Origin of the sequence: Microbacterium sp. As-52 (genome assembly GCF_049949185.1) — a bacterium.
Classification (GTDB): Bacteria; Actinomycetota; Actinomycetes; order Actinomycetales; family Microbacteriaceae; genus Microbacterium; species Microbacterium maritypicum_A.
Map to the genome: position 1 here is coordinate 2,501,016 of NZ_CP188171.1, position 18,709 is coordinate 2,519,724.

Annotated in this window: 18 protein-coding genes and 1 tRNA gene; 12 read left to right on the forward strand and 7 right to left on the reverse strand. The window is 68.7% G+C overall.

Going from position 1 to position 18,709, the window contains the following annotated elements; translation table 11 throughout:
* Positions 1 to 59 precede the first annotated feature (59 nt).
* Together ACLFA2_RS12005 and ACLFA2_RS12010 are read left to right on the forward strand one after the other, a co-directional pair.
* Entirely contained in the window at positions 60 to 1,868 is a 1,809-nt protein-coding gene (locus tag ACLFA2_RS12005; RefSeq protein WP_426621370.1) for an oleate hydratase, read from the forward strand.
* 149 nt (positions 1,869 to 2,017) lie between these two features.
* Positions 2,018 to 2,755: a glycosyltransferase family 2 protein gene (locus tag ACLFA2_RS12010; RefSeq protein ID WP_297555616.1), complete on the forward strand. Its 738-nt coding sequence runs from the start codon at positions 2,018 to 2,020 to the stop codon at positions 2,753 to 2,755.
* Positions 2,756 to 2,768: 13 nt separating this feature from the next.
* Here the strand turns inward: ACLFA2_RS12010 and ACLFA2_RS12015 are convergent, their stop codons facing one another.
* Positions 2,769 to 3,659 carry an alpha/beta fold hydrolase gene (locus ACLFA2_RS12015; protein ID WP_021201259.1) on the reverse strand — a complete coding sequence of 297 codons (891 nt, stop codon included), beginning with the start codon at positions 3,657 to 3,659 and terminating at the stop codon, positions 2,769 to 2,771.
* A gap of 128 nt (positions 3,660 to 3,787) precedes the next feature.
* On the opposite strand from ACLFA2_RS12015, the gene ACLFA2_RS12020 reads away from it, so the two are divergent.
* The 4 genes from ACLFA2_RS12020 to ACLFA2_RS12035 all read left to right on the forward strand — a co-directional run bounded on the left by ACLFA2_RS12020 (position 3,788) and on the right by ACLFA2_RS12035 (position 7,739).
* Positions 3,788 to 5,530: an MDR family MFS transporter gene (locus ACLFA2_RS12020; RefSeq protein WP_029267562.1), complete on the forward strand. Its 1,743-nt coding sequence runs from the start codon at positions 3,788 to 3,790 to the stop codon at positions 5,528 to 5,530.
* Positions 5,493 to 5,987 carry a MarR family winged helix-turn-helix transcriptional regulator gene (locus tag ACLFA2_RS12025; RefSeq protein WP_231479914.1) on the forward strand — a complete coding sequence of 165 codons (495 nt, stop codon included), beginning with the start codon at positions 5,493 to 5,495 and terminating at the stop codon, positions 5,985 to 5,987. The genes ACLFA2_RS12020 and ACLFA2_RS12025 overlap by 38 nt, the downstream gene beginning before the upstream one ends.
* Before the next feature lie 54 nt (positions 5,988 to 6,041).
* Positions 6,042 to 6,572 carry a MarR family winged helix-turn-helix transcriptional regulator gene (locus tag ACLFA2_RS12030; RefSeq protein WP_021201256.1) on the forward strand — a complete coding sequence of 177 codons (531 nt, stop codon included), beginning with the start codon at positions 6,042 to 6,044 and terminating at the stop codon, positions 6,570 to 6,572.
* Between the two features lie 78 nt (positions 6,573 to 6,650).
* On the forward strand, positions 6,651 to 7,739 hold the full coding sequence (locus tag ACLFA2_RS12035; protein WP_347123556.1) for an alkene reductase: 1,089 nt from the start codon (positions 6,651 to 6,653) through the stop codon (positions 7,737 to 7,739).
* Here ACLFA2_RS12035 and ACLFA2_RS12040 read toward each other — a convergent pair.
* Together ACLFA2_RS12040 and ACLFA2_RS12045 are read right to left on the reverse strand one after the other, a co-directional pair.
* A complete protein-coding gene (locus ACLFA2_RS12040; protein ID WP_426621371.1) occupies positions 7,703 to 8,437 on the reverse strand; it encodes a hypothetical protein in 735 nt (244 codons plus the stop codon). The genes ACLFA2_RS12035 and ACLFA2_RS12040 overlap by 37 nt on opposite strands.
* Positions 8,438 to 8,466: 29 nt before the next feature.
* On the reverse strand, positions 8,467 to 9,252 hold the full coding sequence (locus ACLFA2_RS12045; protein WP_347123554.1) for a DNA/RNA non-specific endonuclease: 786 nt from the start codon (positions 9,250 to 9,252) through the stop codon (positions 8,467 to 8,469).
* Between the two features lie 100 nt (positions 9,253 to 9,352).
* Between ACLFA2_RS12045 and ACLFA2_RS12050 the strand changes: the two genes are divergently transcribed.
* The 4 genes from ACLFA2_RS12050 to ACLFA2_RS12065 all read left to right on the forward strand — a co-directional run bounded on the left by ACLFA2_RS12050 (position 9,353) and on the right by ACLFA2_RS12065 (position 13,201).
* On the forward strand, positions 9,353 to 10,714 hold the full coding sequence (locus ACLFA2_RS12050; protein WP_426621372.1) for an aminotransferase class I/II-fold pyridoxal phosphate-dependent enzyme: 1,362 nt from the start codon (positions 9,353 to 9,355) through the stop codon (positions 10,712 to 10,714).
* Positions 10,711 to 11,961: a pyridoxal phosphate-dependent aminotransferase gene (locus ACLFA2_RS12055; protein ID WP_292775219.1), complete on the forward strand. Its 1,251-nt coding sequence runs from the start codon at positions 10,711 to 10,713 to the stop codon at positions 11,959 to 11,961. The genes ACLFA2_RS12050 and ACLFA2_RS12055 overlap by 4 nt, the downstream gene beginning before the upstream one ends.
* 13 nt (positions 11,962 to 11,974) lie before the next feature.
* Positions 11,975 to 12,045: transfer RNA gene (locus ACLFA2_RS12060), tRNA-Cys, on the forward strand.
* A gap of 43 nt (positions 12,046 to 12,088) precedes the next feature.
* Positions 12,089 to 13,201 carry a DegT/DnrJ/EryC1/StrS family aminotransferase gene (locus tag ACLFA2_RS12065; RefSeq protein ID WP_426621373.1) on the forward strand — a complete coding sequence of 371 codons (1,113 nt, stop codon included), beginning with the start codon at positions 12,089 to 12,091 and terminating at the stop codon, positions 13,199 to 13,201.
* Between the two features lie 35 nt (positions 13,202 to 13,236).
* Here ACLFA2_RS12065 and ACLFA2_RS12070 read toward each other — a convergent pair whose 3' ends face one another.
* Entirely contained in the window at positions 13,237 to 14,088 is an 852-nt protein-coding gene (locus ACLFA2_RS12070; protein ID WP_426621374.1) for an AraC family transcriptional regulator, read from the reverse strand.
* A gap of 123 nt (positions 14,089 to 14,211) precedes the next feature.
* On the opposite strand from ACLFA2_RS12070, the gene ACLFA2_RS12075 reads away from it, so the two are divergent.
* On the forward strand, positions 14,212 to 14,757 hold the full coding sequence (locus tag ACLFA2_RS12075; protein ID WP_021201248.1) for a carboxymuconolactone decarboxylase family protein: 546 nt from the start codon (positions 14,212 to 14,214) through the stop codon (positions 14,755 to 14,757).
* Between the two features lie 98 nt (positions 14,758 to 14,855).
* Here the strand turns inward: ACLFA2_RS12075 and ACLFA2_RS12080 are convergent, their stop codons facing one another.
* Positions 14,856 to 15,587 carry a glutamine amidotransferase gene (locus ACLFA2_RS12080; protein WP_021201247.1) on the reverse strand — a complete coding sequence of 244 codons (732 nt, stop codon included), beginning with the start codon at positions 15,585 to 15,587 and terminating at the stop codon, positions 14,856 to 14,858.
* On the reverse strand, positions 15,584 to 16,594 hold the full coding sequence (locus ACLFA2_RS12085; protein ID WP_029267551.1) for a type I glyceraldehyde-3-phosphate dehydrogenase: 1,011 nt from the start codon (positions 16,592 to 16,594) through the stop codon (positions 15,584 to 15,586). Before ACLFA2_RS12085 ends, ACLFA2_RS12080 begins: the two co-directional genes overlap by 4 nt.
* A 69-nt stretch (positions 16,595 to 16,663) precedes the next feature.
* Between ACLFA2_RS12085 and ACLFA2_RS12090 the strand changes: the two genes are divergently transcribed.
* A complete protein-coding gene (locus ACLFA2_RS12090; protein WP_426621375.1) occupies positions 16,664 to 17,323 on the forward strand; it encodes an HAD-IA family hydrolase in 660 nt (219 codons plus the stop codon).
* Between the two features lie 15 nt (positions 17,324 to 17,338).
* On the opposite strand, the gene gabT is transcribed toward ACLFA2_RS12090, so the two are convergent.
* Positions 17,339 to 18,676, reverse strand: coding sequence for a 4-aminobutyrate--2-oxoglutarate transaminase (gabT, locus tag ACLFA2_RS12095; RefSeq protein WP_426621376.1), 1,338 nt, complete (start codon positions 18,674 to 18,676; stop codon positions 17,339 to 17,341).
* Between the last annotated feature and the right edge of the window lie 33 nt (positions 18,677 to 18,709).

Sequence of the window (18,709 nt, forward strand, 5' to 3'; positions counted from 1 at the left end):
CTCGCGCTCCTGCGGTCTACTGGACGCGAATCGACCGATGGGCGGGAAGGAAGATCGACATGTATCGGAGCAACGGAAACTACGAGGCCTTCGCGCGGCCCCGCAAACCCGAAGGGGCGGACGACAAGACCGTGTGGCTGGTCGGGGGCGGCCTCGCCGCGATGGCGGCGGCGATCTTCATGATCCGCGATGGCCAGATCGCCGGCGAGCGTATCACGATCCTCGAGGAGCTGGGTCTTCCCGGTGGAGCGCTCGACGGCATCAAGTATCCGGAGAAGGGATTCGTGATCCGCGGCGGGCGCGAGCTCGAGGACCACATGGAGTGTCTGTGGGATCTGTTCCGCTCGGTGCCATCGCTCGAGATCGACGGCGCCAGCGTGCTCGACGAGTTCTACTGGCTGAACAAGGACGACCCGAACTCGTCCCTGTGCCGGGTGACGGAGAAGCAGGGGCAGGACGCCCACACCAACAAGCTGTTCACGCTCTCCGACAAGGCGCAGAAGGACATCATCGATGTGATCCTCGCCACGCGGGAGCAGATGGAGGGCAAGCGCATCGATGAGGTGTTCGGCGAGGAGTTCCTCGCGAGCAACTTCTGGCTCTATTGGCGCACGATGTTCGCCTTCGAGGAGTGGCACTCCGCCCTGGAGATGAAGCTGTACCTCCACCGTTTCATGCACCACATCGGCGGTCTCCCCGACTTGTCGGCGCTCAAGTTCACGAAGTACAACCAGTACGAATCGCTCGTGCTGCCGATGCGGAAGTACCTCGACGACCACGGGGTGCGGTTCCGCTTCCATCACACCGTCACCGACGTGCACTTCGACCTCACGAACGGGCGCAAGCAGGCGACGCGCATCGACTGGATCGTGGATGGCGAGCCCGGTGGCGTGGACCTCGGACCGGACGATCTGTGCCTCATGACGATCGGGTCGCTGACGGAGAACTCCGACAACGGCGATCAGAACACGGCGCCCCGGCTCCTCGACGGTCCCGCCCCCGCGTGGGACTTCTGGAAGAAGGTCGCAGCGAAGTCGCCCGACTTCGGGCGCCCCGAGGTGTTCTGCAACGACATCGACAAGACGAAGTGGGAGTCGGCGACGGTCACCACGATCGACGAGCGCATCCCCGCGTACATCGAGAAGATCGCGCAGCGCGACCCCTTCTCGGGGAAGGTCGTCACCGGTGGCATCGTCACGGCGAAGGACTCGTCGTGGCTGATGAGCTGGACCGTGAACCGGCAACCGCATTTCAAGTCGCAGAAGCCCAACGAGATCGTGGTGTGGGTGTACGGGCTGTTCGTCGAGACGCCGGGCGACTTCATCAAGAAGCCGATGCAGGACTGCACGGGCGAGGAGATCGCGCAGGAGTGGCTGTATCACCTCGGCGTTCCCGTCGCGGACATTCCCGAGCTCGCCGCATCCGCCGCGAAGACGGTGCCGGTGATGATGCCGTACGTCACGTCGTTCTTCCTGCCGCGCAAGGCCGGCGACCGCCCGCAGGTGGTGCCGGACGGCAGCGTGAACTTCGCCTTCCTCGGTCAGTTCGCCGAGACCACCCGCGACACCATCTTCACGACCGAGTATTCGGTGCGCACCGCGATGGAGGCGACCTATCAGCTGCTCGACATCGAGCGCGGCGTGCCGGAGGTGTTCAACTCCACCTACGACATCCGCTACCTGCTGAAGGCGACCGCGCGGTTGCGCGACGGCGAGGCCGTGCACATCCCCGGGCCGAACTTCGTGAAGGGCAAGCTTCTCGACAAGCTCGACAACACCCAGATGGGCGAGCTCCTCACCGACTTCGGTCTGATCCCGGCGCACGGAAGCACGACCAGGCGCGAGCGAGCGGACGACGCCATCGAGTGACCGGCTGCGGGGGAGTGGGACGCGACCTCACTTCCCCGCCGCGGAGTATCTTCTGCACGACGCAGTTTCGGGTGAGGGCGGGGCACACGGCCGAAACGGTCGGCTACGCGCACAATGGGGGGACGATGACGACCGCCTTCTCTCGTTCCGTGTCCGTGGTCATACCGGTGCGGAACGATGCCCGCCTGCTGGAGGTGTGTCTGCGGGCGCTCGAGCATCAGACCCGGATCGCCGATGAGATCGTCATCGTCGACAACGGCAGCAGCGACGACACGGTCGCCGTCGCCGAGGGGTTCGGGGCACGGGTCGTCACCGAGCCGGTCCCGGGCATCCCGCGCGCATCGGCGGCCGGTTACGACGCAGCGACGAGCGACATCATCGCCCGGCTCGACGCCGATTCCCGCCCGGGGCCGGATTGGGTGGAGCGGATCGAGCGCACCTTCCGCGACCGCCCCGACGTCGACTTCGTCACCGGCGAACCGCGCTTCTACGGTTCGACGCCTCTGGTGCATTGGATGGGGACGCATCTGTACATCGGCGGCATGTACGCCTCGATGGCTCCGGTCCTCGGGCACGCACCCCTCTATGGATCGAACATGGCGATGCGTGCCTCCGTCTGGCGGGTGCTGAGCGGAGAGGTGCATCGGGAGGCGACGAACATCCACGACGACTTCGACCTGTCGTTCCATGTGCGTCCGGAGATGACGGTGCTGCGCGATCGGGGCCTCGTGGTCGAGGTGTCGGCGCGACCGTTCCAGGACTGGGCGTCTCTGCGACGGCGGTTGAGCTACGTGCTGCCCACGGTGCGGTTGCATCTGTCGCCGGAGCCTCTGCATCAGCGGCGCCGGGCTCGGCGCGAGGCCGATAGGTCCGCAGCCGGTCGGTGACGCCGGAAGCGGGTCAGTCGCGAGCCCGCGCGTAGAGATCGAGCAGGTCGGCGGTCAGCTGGTGCGGTGTGGTCTCGCTCGGGCTGTGTCCCGTCGGGTACGCCCGGAACTCCGCGCCGATCTCGCGTGCATACCGTTCGTGGGCGGCGAGCGGCCACAGGTCGTGCGATCCCGCGACGACGAGCTTGGGCATCGGCAATCCCCGCACGCGGCTGCGCAGATCGGGAGCGGCCATCATCAGGCCGACGATCTCATCGACGCTGCGTCTGCTCGTGAGCGCGAACCGCGAGCGGACGAACTCGAGCCGCCGTGGGGGCACCCGGTTCTTGTTCGTCACGATCCCCCAGATCATGAGGCCGGCGCCGCGACGAGGACTCGCGATCGGGGCGAGGGGTCCCAGCCACTTCATGCTCGCGAACACGTTGCCGGAACCGGGAGGAGTGGTCAGGAGCGTGAGGGAGAGCACGAGGTCGGGGCGACGGACGGCGACCAGCTGTGCGACGGTGCCGGCGAACGAGTACCCGAGCAGATGCGCCGGCGCGCCCGCGTCGAGGAATGCGACCAGGTCGGCGATGAACAGCTCGTACGTGTAGGCGGAGTCCGTGCCGGCCGCGTGCGACTCGTACTGCCCGGCGAGGTCGAACGACTGCACGAAGTACCCCGCCTCGGCCAGCAGCGGCAGCATCAGGGCGAAGTCCTCCTTGGAGCCGGTGGCCCCTGGCACCAGGACCACGCGCGGACGCTCGGGTGCGCCCAGCGAGATCACGGACAACTCGCCGCTGGGGGCACGGAACCACGATCTCGTCGATCCGGCGGGAGGCACGGTCCAGTCGACGTCCCCGATGGCCGCGTCGAGAGAGGCCGGGGCGCCGGGCGCCCGTCCGCTCCTGGAATCAGTCGACACGCTGACACGGTACCCCTCGGTTCCGCCGAGCAGAAGCGCGACGCGAGCACATACGCCTTTAGTTGCGCTTTAGCAACTAAAGGCGTATGGTTGACCTCGATCAACTTTCTACGCAGGAGCGTTACCCCGTGACACACACCCCATCCGCACCCCCCGAGACGACCCGGTCGGCTCGCGAGGTCTTCACCGCGATCTCCGGACTCGTCGTCGGCATGTTCGTCGCCGTGCTCTCGGGCACCGTGGTGTCGACCTCGATGCCGGTCATCATCGCCGACCTCGGCGGCACGCAGTCCCAGTACACCTGGGTCATCACCGCGAGCCTTCTGGCCACCGCCGTCTCGACCCCGATCTGGGGCAAGCTCGCCGACCTCGTCGACCGCAAGGTGCTCGTCCAGATCTCCCTCATCCTCTTCACGGTCGGCACCGTGATCGCCGGCTTCTCGACCGACACGAACATGCTCATCGCGGTCCGCGTCATCCAGGGCATCGGCGTCGGCGGCCTGATGTCGCTCGTCATGATCGCCGTGGCCCTCATCATCTCCCCGCGTGAGCGCGGCAAGTACATGGGCGTCGTCGGCGGCATCATGGCCCTCGGCACCATCGGCGGCCCGCTGCTCGGCGGACTCCTCACCGACGTGTGGGGCTGGCGCTCCAACTTCTTCGTCGGCGTGCCGTTCGCGATCCTCGCCCTGGTGCTCCTGCAGTTCACCCTGCACCTGCCGAAGCCCCAGCGCGACACCAAGGTCTCGATCGACTACTTCGGCATCGTGCTCCTCGCGGTCGGCGTCTCGACCCTCCTGATCTGGGTCTCGATGGGCGGCAACCAGTTCGACTGGGACTCCTCGACGAGCATCATGCTGATCGTCACCGCCGCGGTCGCGATCGCCGCGTTCATCACGGTCGAGTTCTTCGTCAAGGAACCGATCGTCCCGATGTCGCTGTTCCGCAACCGCACCTTCACCCTGTCGGTCATCGCCTCGATCGCGATCGGCGTCTCGATGTTCGCGACGTCGGTGTTCCTCGCGCAGTACTTCCAGCTCGCCCGTGGCGCCACGCCCACCGAGTCCGGCCTCATGACCATCCCGATGATCATCGGCCAGATGGGGGCGTCGATCATCATCGGCCAGCTCGTGAGCCGCTTCGGCAAGTGGAAGGGCTGGATGCTGACCGGGTCGGTCCTCGCGACCGCCGGCGTCAGCCTGATGGCCACGCTCCGCTACGACACCCCGTTCCCGCTCGTCGCCGTCTACATGTTCGTGCTCGGCGCCGGCCTCGGCATGGTCATGCAGAACCTCACGCTGATCGTGCAGAACGACACTGCTCCGCAGCAGCTGGGCGCCGCCTCGTCGAACGTGAACTTCTTCCGCACGATCGCCGGCACCATCGGCGTCACCGTGATGGGTTCGCTGCTGTCCACCAGCGTCGCGAACTACATCACCGATGCGCTCGACGGCTTCGTCCCGTCGACACCCGCCGAGATCGACGCGCTCAAGCACCTCGCCTCGGGTGACGTCCCCAAGGTCGGTCAGCTGCCCGACACGATCCGCACGATCGTCGAAGGAGCATACGGTCACGGCATCGCCGATTCCTTCATCATCGCGATCCCGCTCGCGGTGATCGCGATCATCGCGATCGCGTTCATCAAGAACAAGCCGCTGTCGACCAAGAACGCCGCCGAGCAGATGCTCGAGCAGGCTGAGGAATCGGTGATCGAGGTCTCCGAGGCGGAGGTCGGAGCCTCGCTCTCCACCGGAACCATCCGGATCGAGGGTGCCGGCAGCGCCCCCGCGACCGGTGCGGTCCGCGTTCTCGAGCGCGACGATCGTGCCCGTGATGACGTTGCCCGCGAAGACCGGGACGGGGAGCGCTGAGGTCATGGCCTCGGCAGCGGTCGCGGCGTCGGATGTCGACAGTGCGCTCGGTGACCTCCAGGCGCATCTGAACCTCATCTTCGCGAGGACCCGGTCGCTGTGGAAGGAATCCGCAGCCCGGGTCCACCCGGAGCTGCAGGTGGCCGGCTACAAACTGCTGACCTTCATCGACAGGGCGGGAACGGCCAACGCGCACGAGATCGCCGAGCGGTTCGAGATGGACAAGTCGGTCATCAGTCGTCAGGTGCGGATGCTGGAAGAGCTCGGTCTCCTCGAGTCCCGCCCCGACGAGCGCGACGGTCGGCTGCGGGTGCTGAGCGTGACCGCCACGGCCTGTGATGCGCTCGCCGCGGTCCGCCGCGACTACGGCACCCGTCTCCAGGCCGTGATCGATGAGCTGACTCCCGAAGAGATCCGGGCGGCGTCCAAGGCCTTCCGGCTGCTGGCCGAGGTCTGACCCGAAGCCCCGCCGTCACGATCGACGGCGGGGCTTCGCCGTACACTGGCGAGCATGAGCGCCTCCTCCGACGCCCCTGCCGATGATGCCGCCGATGATGCCGCGGGGGCCCCTGGCGAGACCCGTGCATCCGCTGCCGCGACCGACCTGCTGGGCGACGCCGACCTCGACCAGGCCGTCACCAGGGTCGAGCAGGAACTGGGTCGACTCTTCGCGCGGATCCGCATCGGCTGGCGTGAGGCCGCAGCGACCGTGCATCCCGATCTGCAGCCCCTCGGCTATCAGGTGCTGACCTCCATCGCGACGGGAAAGGCGACCTCGGCCGGAGCGATCATCGAACGGCTGCAGACCGACAAGTCGGCGGTGAGCCGCCAGGTGCGACAGCTCGAACAGCTCGGACTCGTGGAGAGTGTGCCGGACCCGGAAGACCGCAGGGCCCGTGTGCTCGTGGCGACCGACCTGGCGCAGGAGCGGGTGGCGCTCGCCCGTTCGCGCTATGAGGGGCGCATCGGCGAGCGGCTGCGCAACTGGACCGCGGCCGATCTCGACCACTTCGCCGATCTGCTCGCCGGCCTCGGCGGCTGAGGGAGACGACCGACCTCGTCCGGCGGAGCGAAACGCCGACCGGGAATATGCTGATCCCCTCGCGCCTTACCTCCCACTGTGAATCTCTACGAGCCCGCCGTCTTCGGCGCCCTGCAGCTGTCCAACCGCGTCGTCATGGCGCCGCTCACCCGCACCCGTGCGGATGACGACGGTGTCCCGACCGCGACGATGGAGGAGTACTACCGGCAGCGTGCGGGGCAGGGGCTCATCATCTCCGAGGGCACATGGCCGGTCGCCGAAGGCAAGTCGTACCCCGGGCAGCCGGGCATCGTGACGCCCGGGCAGATCGAGGGGTGGAAGCCGATCACCGCAGCCGTCCATGACGCGGGGGGAACGATCGTCATGCAGCTCATGCACGGCGGCCGTGTGGGGCACCCCGCCATCTCAGGCGAGGTGCGGGTCGTCGGTCCGAGTGCGCTCGCCGCACCCGGACAGACGCGCACGCCCGAGGGCAAGGCCGATCTGCCGGTGGCTCATGCGCTCACCCTCGACGAGATCCCCGAGGTCGTCGAGCAGTTCGCGCAGGCCGCCCGCAACGCGATCGCCGCCGGCTTCGACGGCGTCGAGGTGCACGGCGCGAACGGGTATCTCGTGCACGAGTTCCTCTCGCCGGTGTCGAACATCCGCGAGGACTCGTACGGCGGATCGCCCGAGAACCGCGCGCGCTTCGCGATCGAGGTCACCGCGGCCGTCGCCGCCGCGGTCGGAGCCGACCGCACCGGCATCCGCCTGTCGCCGCAGCACAACATCCAGGGTGTGCTGGAGGAGGACGATGCGGATGTCCGCGCGACGTACACGGCCCTCGCCGAGGGTCTCGCGCCGCTCGGCCTCGCGTTCATCGACGTGCTCAACGCCGACCCCGCCGGAGAGCTCGTGCAGCACATCCGTCGCACGGCGGGTGCGCCCCTGATCGTCAACACCGGCTTCGCGGCGGAGACGACCAAGGATGAGGCCGAGTCGCTCGTCGCCGACGGGCGGGCGGACGCCGTCGCCGCCGGCCGTCCCGTGATCGCGAATCCCGACCTGGTCGAGCGCTGGATCCAGGGAGCCGAGCTCAACGACCCGCGTCCCGAACTGTTCTACGGCCGGACCGCCGAGGGATACAGCGACTACCCGTCGCTGGAGTCGGTGCGCGCCGGGGTCTGAGGCGGCGTCGACAAGCGCGTGACGGCGAGGTCGACGAGGGCGAGAGCGTCCCGCGGGATCACCGCGGTGCACACGACGTGCTCGTCGACCCGGAAGCCGATGCTGTAGACGAACGGGTCGGTGTCGACGCACAGCGCGGGACGCTCCTCGCCGTCGACCTCGACCGAGGCGTCCGATGCCGAGGCGGCGGGGGTCTTCCCGGTCCCGTCGGCGTCGGCACGGGGGTCGGTCGAGAGGCCGAGCTCGCCGCGGAAGCGGTTGCGCAGGATGTGCTCGGTGTGCGCGGCGAGCTGCTCGGCGAGAGAGGCCCCCTCCCGGCCGGGCGATGCATGCCAGGTCGTTCGCACCGCCTCCCACAGCATCGGGTACCGGAAGGCCTGCACCTGCGCGATCAGCCAGGCCGGACGACCCCAGGGCGGCTCTTCCGTGAGGGAGCGCCGTGTGGGTTCGTCCAGCTCGATCTCGTTGCGGGGATCGGCATGGTCGTCGGGGTGCCGCCACAGCGTGTAGCTGAACGATGCCGAAACCTCGTCGCGGCCCGCTGCGCCGGAGATCTCCATGAAGCCGGCCACGGGGAGTCGCGTGAGAGCGCGCTGCGGCTTCAGCTCGAATACCGGGAAGGGGAGGCTCTGCAATCGGGCATCGGACTCGATGCTCGGGTCGGGGGCATCGGTCGGGACCACTCCGCTGTACTCCATCGGTCCAGTGTGGCGCGATCGCTCCCGGATCACAGCACGATGTCGCCCGCGGTGTCGAGCGTCCGCCATCCGGACTCCCGCGCTCCCTGTCGCGGGAGCGTGTCCGCCTCGACCAGTGCTCCGAGGTCGATGCCGGTGAGTGCGACGATGTCGGCGATCGGCACCTGGAACGTACGGAAGGCGCCGAGCGGGGGGACGGCGAGCGTCTCATCCCGCATGTCGACGAGGTCGGACTGATCGAGCACGAAGCCCGCGGCGGCGAGGCCATCCGGTCCCTGCCACGCGGCGACCTTCCAGAAGCGGAGGGGCACGCGGATGCCTCGGTAGGGAGGATCGCTCTCGGCCAGTACCGGGGCGGTGAACACCGACAGGCGCTGATCGGTGCTCTCGGCATAAGCGAGCACGTGGTCTTCGAGGCCGAGCCACAGCTCCTTCGACTGGTTGAATCCCGCAGCCTGCGGCGCAGCGTTGGGATAGAAGAAGGTCGCCTCGCTGGCGGCGCGCGCGGTCTGCGTCGGTCCCCATCCCGGGTCTCGTCGCCGCACGAGGTGCCCGCGGTCGAGGTCGTTCCGCGTGTACACCTCGGGTCCCGTCTGCTCGTCGGCCGGGAGGCGGTCGTCGAGTCGCCAGTCGCCGGTGCGCGGCAGGTCCTGCAGCGTGGCGCCGTCGATGTTCACCGCCGTGACCGCCGCGAGACGCCGCTCGGGGTCGAGCAGCACCGTGAATCGCGGATACGGGAGCGAACGCATCTCGCGTTCGGGACAGGGGAGGGGGAGCCGGTTCCCGAGGAAGTCCGATTCGTAGCCGTCGGTCATGCACCCATCGTGCCCGGTGCCTCCGACGTGCGCACCCCGAAGCCGAAGCAGACCCTGCAGATCTTTTGACATAGGTCAAAAGATCGCCTACGGTCGAACCATGGCCCAGGCACCCGATCGCGAAGACCTCGAAGATGGCATCGTCGGGTCGACCGCGGCGGAGATCTCCGAGAGCGTGCGCGACCTCGTCGAGCGGGGTGCATACGCTCCGGGAGACCAGCTGCCGTCGGTCAGATCCCTCGCCGCTCGCCTCGGCGTGAACAGGAACACGGTGCTGGCGGCCTATCGTTCGCTGGTCACCGCGCGCATCGCCGCCACGGGTGGCCGCACCGGAACCACGGTGCTCGGGCCGGCGCAGAACCCCGACGAGGGATTCACCCCCGGCTCGGTGCTGCGTGATCTCGGCAGCGGCAATCCCGATCCCGCCCACCTTCCCGACCTCGCAGCCGCCTTCGCCGCTGTCACGCCCGGCCACGTGCTCTACGGCGAGTCCGTCATCGACGCCGACCTCGCCGAATGGGCGACCGAGTGGATCGCGGCCGACCATCCGCGTCCGTTCCGCCTGTCGATCACCGCCGGGGCGGTCGATGCCGTCGAGCGCCTCTTGGCCCAGACCCTGGTGCAGGGCGACCGCGTCGGGCTCGAAGACCCGTGCTTCCTCTCCAGCATCCACACCGCGCGTCTCGCCGGATACGTGCCGGTCGCCATCCCCGTCGATCGCGAAGGGATGACCGTCGCCGGCCTGCGTGCGGCCCTCGAGAGCGGCGCGCGCGCGATCGTCTGCACGCCGCGTGCCCACAACCCGACCGGTGTCGGCACCAGTCCTGCACGCGCACGAGAGCTCCGCGAGGTCCTCGCCGATCATCCGCACGTGCTCGTCATCGAAGACGACCATTTCTCGATGCTCGCACCCACGCCCTACGAGAGCATCATCGCCCCCACGCAGCAGCGGTGGGCGCTGGTCCGCTCGGTGTCGAAGTTCCTCGGGCCCGACATGCGCCTCGCGGTGACGGCATCCGATCGGGTGACCGCTCAGCGTCTGGCGCTGCGCCTGAGCCCCGGAACCATGTGGGTGAGCCATGTGATGCAGCGGCTCGCCGCCACGATGCTGCGCGATGACGAGACCCGGGAGCTCATCATCGAGGCGGGCGCGCACTATGCGGGGCGCAACCGCCTCTTCGTGTCGATGCTCGCCGAACAGGGGATGCATGCGCAGGCGGACAGCGGGCTCAACGTGTGGGTCGACGTCCGCGACGATGCGACGGAGATCAGCCGTCGCCTCGCTTCGCGCGGGTGGCTCGTGCGCCCCGGCTCCGAGTTCGCGCTCGATCCCGGCAGCTCGCAGGGCTCCACCCAGCTTCGCCTGACCGTGCACACGCTCGACGACGCGGAGATGCAGCGCCTCGTCGACGACCTCGTCGGGGTCGTCGGGGGCTCGAGCGCGGCGGGGGCGGAGGCGTGACCCCGTCCCGGCCGGAGAGGGCCGATCATCGGATCGGACGCTCCTCGCGGTTGGAAGGCGTCCTGTACGACCTGCGCGGACCGGTTGCCGAGCGCGCGGCCGAATTGGAGAAGCGCGGAGAGTCCATCCTCCGTCTCAACATCGGCAACCCCGCCCCGTTCGGCTTCGACGCCCCGCCGGCCATCGTCGAGGCTCTCCGCTCGGCGTTGCCTCAGGCGCACGGCTACTCCGAGTCGGCCGGTCTTCCCGAGACCCGCGAAGCGATCGGAGCGCATTACGCGCTGCGCCCCGGATTTCCCGCACTGGGGATCGACGACATCACCGTGGGGAACGGCGTCTCGGAGCTCGTGGGGCTGACGCTGCAGGCGCTGCTCGAGCCGGGCGACGAAGTGCTCATCCCGAGCCCCGACTACCCCTTGTGGACGGCGTCGACCGTGCTGGCCGGAGGGCGAGCGGTGCACTATCCGTGCCTCGAGGCCGAAGGATGGACGCCCGACCTCGCCGCGATGGAGGCGTCGATCGGCCCGCGAACCGCGGCCATCGTGGTGATCAACCCGAACAATCCGACCGGTGCGGTCTACACGCGTACGGTCCTCGAGCGGATCGCCGAGCTCGCGCGGCGCCACGGCCTCCTGCTGCTCTCGGACGAGATCTACGACCGGGTCGTCTTTCCGGGATACGCGCATGTGTCCATGGCGCAGGTCGCCCCCGACGTTCCGTGCGTCACGTTCGCCGGGCTGTCCAAGACCCACCGTGTCGCGGGCTACCGTGCGGCATGGATGACGACGACGGGGTTCCACCGCGACGATCCCTTCCTCTCCGGGGTGCGTCTGCTCGCCTCGATGCGCATGTGCGCGTCGGTGCCGGCGCAGCACGCGATCACCGCGGCCCTGACCCACGACGACTCGCTCGACGCTCTGGTGGCGCCCGGCGGCCGGCTGACGCGGCAACGGGATGCGGCCCTCGAAGCGCTCGAGGCGATTCCCGGGGTCGATACGCAGCCGGCGGGTGGCGGGCTCTACCTCTTCCCGCGACTGGATCCCGAGGTGCACGGCATCGAAGACGACGAGCAGCTGGTGCTCGACTTCCTCGACGCCGAGCGGATCCTCCTCGTACACGGCAGGGCCTTCAACCTGCAGACGCCCGACCACCTCCGGATCGCTTTCCTTCCGGAGGCCGAAGTGCTCACCGACGCGCTCCGTCGGCTCGGAACGTTCCTGAACGGGTACTCGCCGCCGGGACGCTGAGCACATCCGACCCGGTGGAGTGACCGAGTGGCCAGGTCGCGGTCCGCAAGACCGTGCACGCAGGTTCGATTCCTGCCTCCACCTCAACCGGGCTCATGCGAGCCGCCGCCGACGAAGGGCTTCCACGATGGACAGCGCATTCATTCCCGCCGCCAAGCCGATCATCGGCGATGACGAGGTCGCCGCCGTCGAACGCGTGCTCCGCAGCGGCATGCTCGCCCAGGGGGCGGAAGTCGCAGCCTTCGAAGCCGAGTTCTCCGCGCAGTTCCTCGACGGACGGACGGCGGTCGCCGTCAACTCCGGCACGAGCGGTCAGCTGCTCGGGCTCATCGCCGCAGGCGTGGGTCCGGGGGATGAGGTGATCGTCCCCTCCTTCACCTTCGCGGCCGTCGCCAACTCCGTCGTCCTCGCCGGGGCGACTCCGGTCTTCGCCGACATCGAGCCGGCGCACTTCACCCTCGACCCCGAACGGGTGCGGGCGGCGATCACCCCGAGGACGAAGGGGATCATGCCCGTGCACCTGTACGGGCACCCCTTCCTCGTCGATGGCATCGAAGCGCTGGCGGGAGAGCTCGGACTCGCCATCTACGAGGATGCCGCGCAGGCGCACGGAGCCGCCTGGCGCGGACGTCCGGCGGGAACCATCGGTGCGTTCGGGATGTTCAGCCTGTACCCCACCAAGAACATGACCGCCATCGAGGGCGGCATCGTCTCGTGTGCCCGGGACGATCTCGCCAGGACCGTCCGCCTGCTGCGCAATCAGGGGATGGAGACGCAGTACGCGAACGAGATCGTCGGGTACAACAACCGCATGAGCGAGGTACATGCGGCAGTGGGGCGTGTGCAGTTGCGCAAGGTGGGAGAGTGGACGCGGCAGCGACAGCGGAACGCCGCCCTGCTGGATGCCGAGCTCGCCGGCCTCCCCGGTCTCACCGTGCCTCCGGTCGCTCCCGAAGCCGAGCACGTCTACCACCAGTACACCGTCCGCATCGCCGACGGCGAGCGGGATCGTGTGCGTGATGCCCTGCGGGACGAGCATGGGGTCGGCGCAGGCGTCTACTACCCGATCCCGAACCATCGGCTGCCGTCCCTGCAGAGGTTCGCCCCGGAAGCGGAGTTGCCGGAGACCGAGCGGGCGGCGCAGGAAGTGCTCTCCATCCCGGTTCATCCCTCACTCTCGTCCGCCGATCTCGAACGGGTGATCGATGGGCTCCGAGCGGTGCTCGCGGCCGGTCGCTGATCGGTTCCGTCACGCGGACCTGTCACGGTCGATCATCACGCGGCGAGCGTCAGCCACGCTCGAGGCGAGTGCCCGATGCGCTGAGCGAACACCCGCGAGAACGCCGATGAGCTGGCGTAGCCCAGTTCCGCCGCCACGGTGCTCACGGGCACGCCCGCGCGCAGTTGCTCCTGGGCGATCGTGAGCCGCCACTCCGTGAGATAGTCGCCGGGGGAGCGCCCGAGCACCTCTTTGAAGCGGGCGGCGAATGCGCTTCGCGACATCGTGGCGGTGCGGGCGAGGGCCTCCAGGCTCCAGGACTCTCCTGGGGCCTCGTGCATCGCGACCAGTGCGGGGGCGAGTCGCTCGTCGGCGAGGCCGGGTATCAAGCCTGGCGGGAGGTCGAGTCGTTCGGCGTGATCGAGCATCCACCGCAACAACTGGATGAGCACGACCTCGAACATGCGATCCGCCACCAGGGGGCGACCGCACCGCACGTTGTCGACCTCGGAGAACATCAGGTCGAGTGCGGGGCTGAGCGTCTCGACCTCGTCGAGCGGCAGGACGATCGACGACGGCAGAGTGCGCACCAGCGGGTGCGTGGCGCCGCCGTCGAAGTCGAGCGTCGCGCAGGCGAAGTCGGATTCATCGGTCGGTGCGTTGAGGAAGGAGTGGTCGATAGGGCGGGGGAAGAACAGCAGGCTCGGTCGGGTGATGACCTCGCGCTCTGAACTGCCGTCCGCACGGCGGTGCGTCACCTCCATCTCGCCGCGGCGCAGGACGTGCAGGAAGCCGTGGCCGCCGCTCGCCGGAAAGACCGTCGTTCCGCAGAGGGGGCCGTTGTGGAACAGTCGGGTCCGCACGCGGAAGCGTTCAAGCAGGGGAGAGAGACGGTCGACGGCGGGCATACCTTCAGTATCGTGGACGATATGTCATGAAAGCAAGACTCTTTGGTGCGTATCGTCCGATATGTTTCGAAAGACTGAAGTGAGCCCGGATCCGGGCCCATCCCGTCATCGAAGGAGCATCCCGTGCCCAACGTCCCTCTCATCGACCGCGACAACGCCACCGGAAACGTCAAGGAGCAGCTCGACCAGATCGCCGGCGCCTTCGGAGCCGTGCCGGCCATGTTCCGCGCCGTCGCCAATTCTCCTGCTGCTCTCACGAGCATGTGGAGCGCATTCGGTGCTTTCGGCGGAGGATCCCTCGGCGCGGCGCTCGGCGAGCAGATCGCCGTCGCCGTCGCCGACCGAAACTCGTGCCAGTACTGCCTCGCAGCGCACACCGCCCTCGGCAAGAAGGCCGGTCTCAGCCGCGAGACGCTCACCGCCGCGCAGAGCGGTGAGTCCGACGACCCGCGCACGGCGGCACTGCTCGCCTTCGCGCTGAAGCTCGTCGAGGAACGCGGCCAGGTGTCCTCGGCGGACGTCGACGCCGTGCGCGCGCAGGGCTGGACCGACGAGCAGATCGTCGAGACGATCGCACAGGTCGCGCTGAATCTGTTCACGAACTACGTGAACATCGCTCTGGATGTCCCGATCGACTTCCCGAGCGTGGCGCTGCGTCGCGCGAGCTGAACGCCGCCACGCAGAAGGGGCCGGGTCCGTGTGGACCCGGCCCCTTCTGCGTGCACGGTCGGCTTCTGTGTGTGCTGCGCGCCTCGTAGGCGGCGGCGTCAGGCGGGGGAAGTCGGCTTCTCGACCGCATCCAACCAGGCGGCGATGGTGGAACGAGCCGCCTTTTCGAGCTTCGGTCCGTAGGCTCTGGCATCCTCGCGGATGATGCGCGGATCGATGCCGTTGTGGTGCAGCTCGTGCGCGTGGCCGATCAGCCAGCGTCCGATCGTGCGGTGGTCGGCCTCGAGGTGGAACTGCAGGGCGAGCACGGCGTCAGTGCTGAAAGCCTGGTTCGGGAACTCGGGCGTAGAGGCGAGATGGCGGGCGTTCGGGGGAATCGTGAAGGCGTCGCCGTGCCAGTGCAGCACCGGCATGCCGTCGAGCGGGCGCAACGGCGAATCGAGGCCCTCCGTGGTGAGGTCGAGCGGTGCATAGCCGATCTCGACCGCACCGGTCGGGCGCACCTCGGCACCCAGCGCCTCGGCGATCAGCTGCGCGCCGAGACAGATCCCCAGCAGAGGCCGCCCGGAGCGGAGCCGATGGGAGACGGCCTCCTTCGACGCATGCAGCATCGGATAGCCGTCGGCGTCGTGCACGCCGATCGGACCCCCCAAGACGACCAGGAGATCGGCGTCATCCACCCGCTCGATGTCGATGGCCTCGATCCCGAGGTCGACGTACTGCACGCGATACCCGCGTTCGCGCAGGAGCGGTTCGATGTTTCCCAGGTCTTCGAAGTGCACGTGCCGGAAGGCGAGCGCGGTGCGCTCCCACGGGGTGGCGTTCGTCATGCGGGCAGCCTTTCTGCGACGTATTCGGCGAGCTCGGTGAGACGGTGCGAGTACCCCCACTCGTCGTCGTACCAGGCGGAGATCTTCACCTGCGACCCGATCACCCGGATCAGCCCGGCATCGAGGATCGACGAATGCGGATCGATGACGGTGTCGGCGATGGCGATCTCGTCGTCGGCGCAGCGCAGGATGCCCTTCAGCGGGCCGTCGGCGGCGGTCTCATAAGCGGCTCTGACCTCGTCGACCGTGACCGGACGGGAAGCGGTGACCGTGAGATGCGTGATGGAACCGCTGATCGCCGGGACGCGCAGGGCGAAGCCGTCGAGACGGCCCTCGAGTTCGGGGATCACGCGTCCGATGGCCAGCGCCGCCCCGGTGTCGCCGGCGGAGATCTTCGTGCCCTTCCCTCCGGCGGATCGTGGATCGGAGTGCGGGATGTCCTGCAGGAGAAGGTCTGTCGAGTCGGCGTGGATCGTCGTCATGAGGCCGGCGTCGATGCCGAAAGCCTCATGGAAGACCTTCGCCACGGGGGCGAGGCAGTTCGTCGTGCAGGAGGCGCTGGAGATGACGTGGTGCCGGGTCGGGTCGTAGGTGTGCTCGTTGACCCCACGCATGAACGTGCCGTCGTCGCCCGCGGTGGGAACGGTCATGATCACCTTCCTGGCCCCTGCGGTCAGATGCTTCCTCGCGTCGTCGGACCGGGTCTCGGCCCCCGTGGACTCGATCACGATGTCGATCCCGAGTGCCGCCCACGGAAGCCGCAGCGGATCGCGTTCCGTGAACATGCGGATCGCGTGGCCGTTGAGGAAGAGGTGCTTGTCGTCGAACCGCACGCCGCGGGTCGACGGACCGCTGTGACCGTCTCGCTGCAGCAGCTCGGCGAGAGCACGGGGCCCGCGCGGATCGTTCACCGCGACGAGCTCGAGCTCCGAGCGGCGGGCGAGCAGCAGGCGGAGCTGGTTGCGGCCGATCCGGCCGAGCCCGTTGACGGCGATCCTCGTTGGCATGGTGGTCCCCTCCGTGGCGCGGTCCCCCCGTGCCGATGATAGTTTTGGCCTATGCCAAAATTATCACATGTGCGAAGCGGAGATTCCTGGGAGTTCGAACGCGCCGGCGTGCTGTTCGACTGCGATGGCGTCCTGGTGGACTCGGTCGCGTCGGCGGCTCCCGCCTGGGAGGCTTGGGCACGTCGGCACGCCCCGTCGTTCGACTTCCTCCGGGATGCGCCGCATGGCATGAGGCCGAGTGAAGTCGTCGCGGGTCTGGTGGGCCCGGATGCCGCGGCCGCGACTGCAGAACTGGTCGCCCTCGAGATCGAGGCGGCCGTGCATACGAGAGCGATCCCCGGTGCCGCACGCCTCGTGGGGTCGTTGCCGCGTGATGTCTGGGCGGTCGTGACGAGCAGCAATCGCGCCGTGGCGCTGGCCCGGTTGCAGAGCTCCCACGTGCCACGGCCTCCGACCCTGGTTGCGGCGGAGGACGTGCCTCGCGGCAAGCCGGAACCCGACCCGTACCTCCTCGGCGCCTACCGGCTGGCGCGTGCTGCCGAGGACTGCATCGTGTTCGAGGACTCGGTCCCGGGGATCCGCTCGGCTCGCGCGGCGGGTGCCGGATTCGTCGTCGGCGTCGGAGCAGGATCGGCCGACGGCGATCCCGACGTGGTGGTCGCAGGGCTCCGCGCGGTTCGGTGGCGGGACGGCGTCCTCGTGGTCGACACCGCCGGCGGGGTCGGCTGACGTGCCGGTAGAGCGTCAGCCGAGCGTCGTCAGGGCGCGGTCGATCACGTCCATGGCGATGTCGATCTGATCGTCGGTGGTCGTGAGCGTCGGCAGGAATCGGATGACGTTCGAGTCGCTGCCCGCGGTCAGCAGCAAGATGCCGTGCTGGGCGGCGTAGGCCGCGATCGCCGACGCGGCCCCGGCTGCCGGCAGCGACGTGTCGGGGTCGCTCAGCTCGAACGCGTACATCGCGCCGATCCCGCGGACGTCTCCGATCAACGGGTGGCGGGAGGCCAGGGTGGCGAGATGGTCCTGGAGGCGTGCGCCGATGCGCAGAGCCTCCGCGAAGAAGTCGCCGCGGTCGAGCTCGTCGAAGACCGAGAGGGCGGCGGCGATGGAGACCGGGTTGCCGCCGAAGGTGCCCCCGAGCCCACCCGGGTCGGGGGCATCCATGATCTCGGCGCGACCGGTGACGCCGGCGAGCGGGAGTCCGGCCGCGATGCCCTTCGCCGTGAGCACGAGATCGGGGATCACGCCGAAGTGCTCGCTCGCGAACCAGGTGCCCGTGCGGCCGAGCCCCGTCTGGATCTCATCGGCGATGAACACCACGCCGTTGCGCGTGCACCATTCCTGCAAGGCGGGGAGATATCCGTCTGCAGGAACCACGAATCCGCCCTCGCCCTGGATGGGTTCGGCGATCAGAGCGGCGAGGTCGGCGGTGCCGATGCGCTGTTCGAGGTGGGCGATCGTCCGCTGCGCCGCCTGCGCGCCGGTGAGTCCATCGCGGTAGGGGTACGAGTTGGGCACGCGGTGGATGTCGGGGGCGAAGGGCCCGAACCCGGTGCCGTACGCGGCCTTGTGGTTCATCGCGAGTGTGAGGTTGGTGCGCCCGTGGAAGGCGTGGTCGAGGGCGGCGACCGCGCGGCGACCGGTGTATCGACGAGCGATCTTGACCGCGTTCTCGACGGCCTCCGCGCCGGAGTTCACGAACACCGAGCGCTTCTCATGGTCGCCCGGCGTCTTCTCGGCGAGGCGCTCCGCCAGTCGCACGTAGCCCTCATAGGGGGTCACCGTGAAGAGGGTGTGCGTCACCTGCTCGAGCTGTGCGGCGGCGGCGGCGATCGCGGCCGGATTGCCGTGCCCGATGGTGGTGACGCCGATGCCACTGCCCAGGTCGAGGAAGCGGTTGCCGTCGACATCGGTCACCCAGGGACCCTCGGCGTGCGCGATGTACACCGGCAGAATGCTGCCGACACCGCGCGCGACCGTTCTCGTGCGACGTTCGTGGATCGACCGGCTGCGCGGGCCGGGCACCTCGGTCAGGAGGGAAGGCGCGGCGGGCGCGTCGGGGAGGACGAGAGACGAGGGCATGGCGGCTCCTTGGGTGAGCGGTGCCGAGCGAAG

Excerpts from the sequence above, each read along its gene's own strand:
- ACLFA2_RS12005 (WP_426621370.1), top strand. The coding sequence starts at position 60 with ATGTATCGGAGCAACGGAAACTACGAGGCCTTCGCGCGGCCCCGCAAA.
- ACLFA2_RS12025 (WP_231479914.1), top strand. The coding sequence starts at position 5,493 with ATGACGTTGCCCGCGAAGACCGGGACGGGGAGCGCTGAGGTCATGGCC.
- ACLFA2_RS12030 (WP_021201256.1), top strand. The coding sequence starts at position 6,042 with ATGAGCGCCTCCTCCGACGCCCCTGCCGATGATGCCGCCGATGATGCC.
- ACLFA2_RS12040 (WP_426621371.1), bottom strand. The coding sequence starts at position 8,437 with ATGGAGTACAGCGGAGTGGTCCCGACCGATGCCCCCGACCCGAGCATC.
- ACLFA2_RS12045 (WP_347123554.1), bottom strand. The coding sequence starts at position 9,252 with ATGACCGACGGCTACGAATCGGACTTCCTCGGGAACCGGCTCCCCCTC.
- ACLFA2_RS12050 (WP_426621372.1), top strand. The coding sequence starts at position 9,353 with ATGGCCCAGGCACCCGATCGCGAAGACCTCGAAGATGGCATCGTCGGG.
- ACLFA2_RS12065 (WP_426621373.1), top strand. The coding sequence starts at position 12,089 with ATGGACAGCGCATTCATTCCCGCCGCCAAGCCGATCATCGGCGATGAC.
- ACLFA2_RS12070 (WP_426621374.1), bottom strand. The coding sequence starts at position 14,088 with ATGCCCGCCGTCGACCGTCTCTCTCCCCTGCTTGAACGCTTCCGCGTG.
- ACLFA2_RS12080 (WP_021201247.1), bottom strand. The coding sequence starts at position 15,587 with ATGACGAACGCCACCCCGTGGGAGCGCACCGCGCTCGCCTTCCGGCAC.
- ACLFA2_RS12085 (WP_029267551.1), bottom strand. The coding sequence starts at position 16,594 with ATGCCAACGAGGATCGCCGTCAACGGGCTCGGCCGGATCGGCCGCAAC.
- gabT (WP_426621376.1), bottom strand. The coding sequence starts at position 18,676 with ATGCCCTCGTCTCTCGTCCTCCCCGACGCGCCCGCCGCGCCTTCCCTC.